The 7,286-nt window shown below is 51.2% G+C and carries 7 protein-coding genes; 3 read left to right on the top strand and 4 right to left on the bottom strand.

What is annotated here, in order from left to right:
• Positions 1-132 precede the first annotated feature (132 nt).
• The 3 genes from V0288_RS24705 (at position 133) to V0288_RS24695 (ending at position 3,275) form a co-directional block, all read left to right on the top strand.
• Positions 133-786 carry a hypothetical protein gene (locus tag V0288_RS24705; RefSeq protein WP_332867863.1) on the top strand — a complete coding sequence of 218 codons (654 nt, stop codon included), beginning with the start codon at positions 133-135 and terminating at the stop codon, positions 784-786.
• 214 nt (positions 787-1,000) lie between these two features.
• On the top strand, positions 1,001-2,332 hold the full coding sequence (locus V0288_RS24700; RefSeq protein ID WP_422662074.1) for an IS701 family transposase: 1,332 nt from the start codon (positions 1,001-1,003) through the stop codon (positions 2,330-2,332).
• Positions 2,333-2,426: 94 nt separating this feature from the next.
• Positions 2,427-3,275 (top strand): IS630 family transposase, encoded by an 849-nt coding sequence (locus tag V0288_RS24695; RefSeq protein WP_332867864.1) that lies wholly within the window; start codon positions 2,427-2,429, stop codon positions 3,273-3,275.
• A gap of 232 nt (positions 3,276-3,507) precedes the next feature.
• Here V0288_RS24695 and V0288_RS24690 read toward each other — a convergent pair whose 3' ends face one another.
• From V0288_RS24690 to V0288_RS24675, 4 genes are all read right to left on the bottom strand, one after another.
• Positions 3,508-4,491, bottom strand: a complete 984-nt coding sequence (locus tag V0288_RS24690; RefSeq protein WP_332867862.1) for a ParB/RepB/Spo0J family partition protein — start codon at positions 4,489-4,491, stop codon at positions 3,508-3,510.
• Positions 4,481-5,215, bottom strand: coding sequence for a ParA family protein (locus V0288_RS24685; RefSeq protein ID WP_332867861.1), 735 nt, complete (start codon positions 5,213-5,215; stop codon positions 4,481-4,483). Before V0288_RS24685 ends, V0288_RS24690 begins: the two co-directional genes overlap by 11 nt.
• A gap of 407 nt (positions 5,216-5,622) precedes the next feature.
• Positions 5,623-6,387, bottom strand: a complete 765-nt coding sequence (locus V0288_RS24680; RefSeq protein WP_332867859.1) for a GAF domain-containing protein — start codon at positions 6,385-6,387, stop codon at positions 5,623-5,625.
• A 635-nt stretch (positions 6,388-7,022) separates the two neighbouring features.
• Positions 7,023-7,172 (bottom strand): hypothetical protein, encoded by a 150-nt coding sequence (locus tag V0288_RS24675; protein ID WP_332867858.1) that lies wholly within the window; start codon positions 7,170-7,172, stop codon positions 7,023-7,025.
• Between the last annotated feature and the right edge of the window lie 114 nt (positions 7,173-7,286).

The raw sequence follows: 7,286 nt of genomic DNA, 5'->3' as shown, positions 1-7,286 counted from the left end.
CACTCAATTTAGCTATCCGCAGTATTATACCTCATCTTTACGAGAAAGGCTGTATTAACTTGGGAGGCACTCCGTCAAGTGCCGGAAGGGGGTATTTACGCTCGGGTTCGGGAGGGACCGGAAGCGAACTGCTTGCAGCAGCGCTTCGCTCCCGCCCTACTCGAACAGGTGGAAACCCTGCCGGAATTATCCCGCCCGATCCTGTTGGAATGCGGCCCGAAGGAATTACCGAAACTCCTATCCGAACGCGCGCCGGGGGTTCGTTTCGATCGCCTGATCGGGCGGAACGTTCTGACGCGGGAAACGAATAAAGAAGAAATCGCCAGTTGTTTACCGCCCTTACTGGTGGACTCGGGAATTCTCGTTCTCGCGGAAAGTCTGCCCCGGTACGCTCAAAGGCTCTACCGTCTGGTGGGGGCAACGGAGATCGGGAAAAAGTTACACGCCCGATGGAGTGAGGCCGAGGAAGCTATCTATAACGACCCCGACGATCCGATGGTGAATTATGACGGGGAAGATTTACGCGAGATCTTGGAGAGAGCGGGTTTCGAGGCTCGTGTCGAGATCGAACAGACGCGGGTGAACTTGTATATCGATCGCGTGACTGTCGCGAGGTGGTTCTCGACGACGGAAGGAGGGCGGCCGTCTCTGGTGGTTCGTCTGGGGGAAAGGTTGACGGGCGAGGAGGTGGGAGCGGTACGGGAGGCCGTGACCCGACAATTAGCCGATCGAACGGTTCCTTGGTCGGGAGCGATCGCTTTTTGCCATTGCCGTAAGCAATTGTAACTTCGGTGTCCCCAACGTTCGGTGGAGACTACCCGCGGGAGCGGCGACCCCGCTTATTGTTCGGGCGTTGCTCACGCGCGGTCTGAAATTCGTTTTTCGCGCTCGATTCGATCTCTCGCGCGGTCGAGTTTTTCCGTTCCGTACCTTTTATCGCTCTTTTATCATTATGGGGAGGTTAGAATTAAGAAAAAGCCCTGAAAGCGAGAGGTGGTCTATGGTTAAGCCTCGACCCGCCGTGCCGACGGCTAAATTCATCGACGAATACTGTGAATGGTATCGGGACTTATTTCCCGAGGTGCGGAGTTTTGAATATTTCAAGTATTTACATCTAGGATTAATCTCGGAAATCAAAAGAAAAACGCTCCCGGCAATAGCGAGAGTAGTAGGGTTAGAAAGTTCGCAACCGTTAGATTATTTTATCGGTCAATCGCCGTGGTCGGTAGAGGAGCTAAGAAAAAGAAGATTAGCGTTAATTCTAAAAATAATTAACGAGGAAGAAATTATCGTGCTCATCGACGAGACGGGAGACCGAAAAAAAGGAAACGCGACCGATTACGTGAAAAGACAGTATATCGGGAATTTGGGAAAAATCGAGAACGGGATCGTCGCGGTAACAGCTTACGGTATCTTCCAGGAAATGACGTTCCCCCTTCTCTTCGAGGTCTACAAGCCGAGAGAAAGATTAAAAGAAGGGGACGAATATAAGAGTAAGCCGCAAATCGGCGGGGAACTAATCGAAAAACTCATCGAGTACGGATTTAAAATCAAGCTAGTATTAGCGGATAGCGAGTACGGGGAAAGCCACGGTAATTTCGTTAGTATTTTGGAGAGACACAAGCTCCCTTATCTATTGGCTATCCGCTCGGATCACGGTGTATGGCTACCGCGGGAGCAGAAAGTCAGAGCGAACCGTTGGCGGGAGTTCCCGCGAGTTTTCTCGACGGGAGAAAGAGAAACCCGATACGTCAGGGAGATAATTTTCGGTCGGAAAAGAGAGATTAGATATTGGGAAATTACCGATGATAAGGAGACGATGCCGAAGAACTCAACGTGGTACGTTATGACGAGAGTGCCCGAAATCAGTTATAAAGATGTCGGCAATTTATACGGATTAAGAAATTGGGTGGAGTACGGATTAAAACAAAGTAAAAATGAATTAGGTTGGGCAGACTTTCGAGTAACCAACTTCTCTCGTATCGAGAAATGGTGGGAAATAGTGATGAGTGTCTATTTAATGGTTAGCCTTCAAACTGAAGAGTTAAAAACCTTCGGTTCTCCTCCGTCTACTTCGACAAAAAAGGCGAAAGAACAGATGAAAGCACATCCGAGATGGCGAGAAAAGAAAGGCTGGAAAAGTACCCTCGATAATTTACGTTTATTTCTACAGCCCCTGTACTCTTTTAATCTTCTTAAGCCTTGGCTATTAGTTCTCTTCACTCCCAAAATCTTTCAATTGTTCTGTCGTCTATTTTTCACACTCATCCGGTTGACAACTTCTCTACTAGACCGAATCTTTCCGAAAGGTTTCTATCTCCCCCGACCCTAGAGTGATAGAAGAGCGTTATAGTTATTTCAAATAATTGCGAGACAGCCTGATGCTCTGGCAAAATCGGGAAAAAAGAATTAATTCCTTCCGAACAATGGCTTATAGTCTGGACTTGAGAAAAAGAGTAGTAGAATACGTGGAAAATGGCGGGAGCATAACTAAGGCGGCCGACCTGTTTAAAGTGGGAAGGGCAACGATCTATAGATGGTTGGGTCGGGAAGACCTTGAAGCGACGAAGGTGAAGCGTCGCCAGAGAAAGCTAGATTGGCAAGCCCTCGAAAAGGATGTCCGAGAGAATCCGGACGCGAGGCTAATAGACAGAGCGAAAAAGTTCGGAGTGAGACCGAGCGCTATCTGCTACGCCTTAAAAGAAATGGAGATAACGAGAAAAAAGAAAGAAATGCGTTACCGTGAAAGGAACCGAGAAGAAAGAATTCAATATTTCCGGAGGCTCCGAGAATTGATTCGGATATACGGTAGTGATAGCCTTGTATCCATTGATGAATGCGGCTTTGAGGAATTTCAAGCCTGTCTGTACGGGTGGGCGAAAAAAGGAAAAAAAATCTACGGGGAACGACCGGGAAAGCGCGGAAAGAGAGAAAGCCTGGTCGCGGGAAGAAGAAAGAAAAAAAAGGATTTTATCGCGCCGATGGTTTTTTCAGGAAGCTTGGATGCTTCGAGTTTTGAGAGCTGGTTATCCTTCTATTTGTTACCTTCTTTAATAATTCCCTCGATTTTGATCTTGGATAATGCATCGCTCCATCGCAAGACGATCATTAAAGAACTCGTAGAGGCGGTGGGTCATCAAGTCCTATTTTTACCGAAATACTCTCCTGACTTAAACGATATCGAGCATGATTTTAGTGCTTTAAAGAGAGCGAGAATGTACGCTCCTCTCGGCACATCTATAGATAAAATTATCCGCACTTATTGTACGGCTTAGTGTTTCAGACTTATTTGAAACAACGCGCTGTTCTATCACTGTCAGCTCGCTATTGATCGGCCGAGAGGTTCGATTCTCCTCGTGGCGAGGGTTTGAAGGTCAAGTTCCTAACAGTTTCTCCCGATTGGAACTCAGCGGGGCTTGATTTTCTCGAACTCCTTACCAGATAACGGTTTTCAGCTTTGTTTCTAGCAGGAACCTACCCGATACCGATAGAACAGCGATAACCAGCCTACCCCCGTTCAGTAACAACATTTTCCGTACTTTCCTCCGTCCGTTCGTCTAGCAATTCCTCGATCTGTTCGAGTAGTTCCTCGATTTTGTGCCAACGTTCGGGATTCTCCCACGGGCGTGAATTTTTCAATTTTTGCCCGAAATTTTGAACGCGTTGGATTTCCGAGGGCTTACGCCGGAGCGCCCCACTGTTTTCCAGTTCCTCCCGCAACCGTGTTACCGATAGTTTTTCCGCTATCGCCCGATTCAATAAGCGATCCCTCTCCGTCGGGTCGTCCACCCTCGCGAGCAATCGCGCCTTGCTGTACTCGATCTTCTTACAACCGATCGCGTCCTTGAGATCCTCCGGGAGATCCCGTAACGGGAGACGGGAGGTCATGAAGCTTTTCCAAGTGAGATCTTTTTTGCCGATAGAAGTGAAAACGTTTTCCACTTTCGCTTTTACATCTTCGGGCAGGATTTTCTTCACCACGGATTTCTGTTCCTCGTTTCTGAGCCGGTAGAGAGTCGATACCGTCGATTCAACGCTCTCCTCCCCTAACTCCAACTGAAGAAGACGTAGGATGCCATCGGTTTCCTCGATCGGGTTGAAGTCGTCCCGCACGAGATTCTCGATCAGGACGATCCAGGCCGCCTCGGTCTCGTCCGCCTCGATCACCCGTCCCGGGATCGTTGTTTTTTTCAGTTCCCGAGAGCAGAGAACCCTTCTCGTCCCCGCGATCACCTCGTAACGATCGCCGACGCGCCGGACGATGATATTTTCCAGTACCCCCTCTCTCGCGATCGAATCTTTCAATTTTCCATACTCTCTTGGGTCGTGGTATTTCCGCGGCCCGTTCTCGGGAATATCGATCAGGGCGAGTTCGATCTCGATGACCCGGCTGTCGGGGACGCGGTTGTCCCGCTCTTTTCCCCGCTTATCCATCAATCTCGATAAGGTACTCGCGCTCAGTGGCTCGGGGTGAAAGGTTTTAGCGGTCATAATCGGAAATCCTCCCGGCGATCGTCTCGAAAATTTCTAAAGCGGGATGTTTTTCTTGATAGCGGGCGAGGGGCAGTCTTCTTCCCGAAGCGTCGGGAAAGGCCGCGCTGTTGGGGATCGGGTCGAACACGGGAGCGATCTCGTTCAATTGCTCGGCGATCGAGCGGAGTACCGCTTTCTGGTGATTGATCCGACGGTCGTAGATCGTCGGCACGAAGCCGAGAATCTCCAAGTTCGGATTCGCCTCGTCTCGGCACTCAACGATCGTTTTTAAGAAAAGGTCGGTCCCCCGATAGCTTTTGATCTGGGTTTGGATGGGCACGAGAACCGCGTCGGCCGCCACGAGCGCGAGGATGGAGAGCAGATTCAGACTGGGAGGGCAGTCGATGACCGTGAAAGCGTAACGGTCGAGGTTCTTGAGGCGTTTTTTCAGGCGGGTCTCCCGGGCGATCGCGTTATTCAATTCTTTCTCGGCGACCGATAGAGCGATGTCCGCTCTGAGAAGATCCAGATCGGGCGAAACCGTTTCGATGGGGGGTGGCGCGCCCTCCATTAGCCATCGGTACGAACCCTCGCCCGTTCCTCCCATGAAGCCGGTGAGAGACGCTTGCGGGTCGAGATCGATAGCCAGAGTCGGGCCTCTTGTCGAGAGGGCGTGCGCCAGATTGTGACTGACCGTGGTTTTGCCAACGCCCCCGGACTGATTCATTACGGTGATAATCATAAAGACTATAGGGTAGATTCGGGAAATTTTTCTTCCTTTACCAGGGCGAGCCGGGGGAAAGGTTTTCGCTTCGGGGTAAAACGTTCCGCCCGGATTAAAATTCTAGAGTTCGAGACGTTAAGCGACGCGAGAACGTTTCCGAAAATCCCAGTGATATTTTTCGGATAACGCGGTCGAGTTTCCCGGGTTGTCCGAACTCGGCTACCCGGGATCTAGGCAAAATGTTTTGCCTAGATCCCGGGTAGCCGGGTGGCGGTCATCGAGTCGATCAACCAGGTTGGAAGATTCTGGGGGATGCGGGGGCGCTCGATCGGGTCATCTCCCCGACGCTCCCCGCGATAAGGCGAGTGTTAATTTACTTCGCTCGTTCGGATAGACCCGGGCTCGCCCGCCCGTCCCGACCGTTTCTAGCCCAACAATTCGGAGGAGGGGTCATTTTCGTCCGGCGGGGATTGGGTGCCCACCTCGGACAGTAAAACTTCGGCGACCTCGGGAAAATACTCTCGCAGACAGCGATCGCATACCCCGTGAGAGAACTCGACCGGGAAATGACTTTTGATAAATTTCTCTACACTCGACCAGTAGCCCCGGTCGTTACGGATGCCCTTGCAATACGAACAGATCGGGATCAGGTCTTCCATCATCTCGATCTGCTCCAGGGCCTTCGCGAGTCGGTCTGAAATTCGCTTCAATTCGAGTTGCATCACCACTTGACGGGCTAGTGTTTCGAGAGTTTCAAGTTGACGCTCTGACAGATCGCGACGCTGGCGGTCGATAACGCAGAGCGTACCGATCGGGTGTCCCTCGGGAGTCCGTAAAGGTACGCCCGCGTAAAAGCGGATATAGGGCGTGTAGTTCACGAGCGGATTGTTGTAAAAGCGAGGGTCTCCGAGCGGGTCGTCGATGATAGTAACGCGCTCGTCCAAGATCGCGTGAGCGCAGAACGAGACATCGCGGGCGGTCTGGACGACATCGAGACCCACTTTCGACTTAAACCACTGACGGTCGGCATCGACCAGACTGATAAGGGCGATCGGTACGTCGCAGATATAGGCGGCCAGTGCCGTGATGTCGTCGTAAGTCCGCTCGGAAGGCGTGTCCAGAATTCGATACTGTCTGAGGGCTTCCAGCCGGGCGGCCTCTCGTGGAGGAATGTTAGCGTTCGTAGTCATGTTAGAACACCCGATCCCGATAAGACCATTCTAGATAAATCGCAACCCGCTCGCCTTCTTCTTCCAACCCGTAAATTGTCTCTTTCGTCGAACTCGGGAAAAGAGATATTTCGTTACAGAGAGGCTGTAATGCGACAGAACTAAGAAGGCAACCGTTATCTCTGGGGTAGCTACCTCGTCGATTACTGGTGTTTGGGTGTCCAAGACGTGGTGGGGCGGAGAAAAATCGATCGCTCGACTTTCGAGGAAATGCTCGGGGAATTTTTCGATCGCTTCGGGCAGGAGTTCCGGGAAATCACGCTCTTTGCAGGCACAAGAGGTCATCTTCGGAGCGAACTGCTTGCAGTAGCGCTTCGCTCCCGATTACGCGGCAAAATTCGGATTACAGCCCCATCGGGATTTCGAGAGGGCAAAAGCTCATCTGGGAGAACTAGGATCGGATTATCCGGTGATCGAGTTCGGACGTGATGGGAAACCCTTCTTCGTGGCCGGCCCCTACGATAATGCGCCGGCAATTCTCGCCCGTCTAAGAACCACGGCGGGCGAGGGAAATTTCGGCTCGGTTACTCCCTTCTGAAAAGCCGGTCGCTCCCGATCAGAAGAAAAGCCCCTCACATCTCCCGAACCACGGGAGGTTAAATGGAATAGCCGATCGCGTCGGGGCCGGGCCGATCGATAAAGACAGCCCGATCGAGATCTTCACGGCGGGGCGAGTGTCGGAACTCTCGATCTCCCTTAGCATCACTAGCGCGCGGGGATTGGCTTAATGGGCACATAGCTGTCATAAAATGCGAACTAATACATTTATCTTAGAAAGCGTTCGTAAATTAATGTAAAGAAGGTAGACGGGAGCGAAAAAAAAGTTGTAAGCCAGAAATAGAGAAAAAGAAAAGACAAGT

Origin of the sequence: Pannus brasiliensis CCIBt3594, assembly GCF_036688125.1 — a bacterium.
Taxonomy (GTDB): domain Bacteria; phylum Cyanobacteriota; class Cyanobacteriia; order Cyanobacteriales; family Microcystaceae; genus Pannus; species Pannus brasiliensis.
The sequence above is the reverse complement of the archived record's forward strand: the minus strand, read 5'-3'. Positions and strand labels throughout refer to the sequence as shown.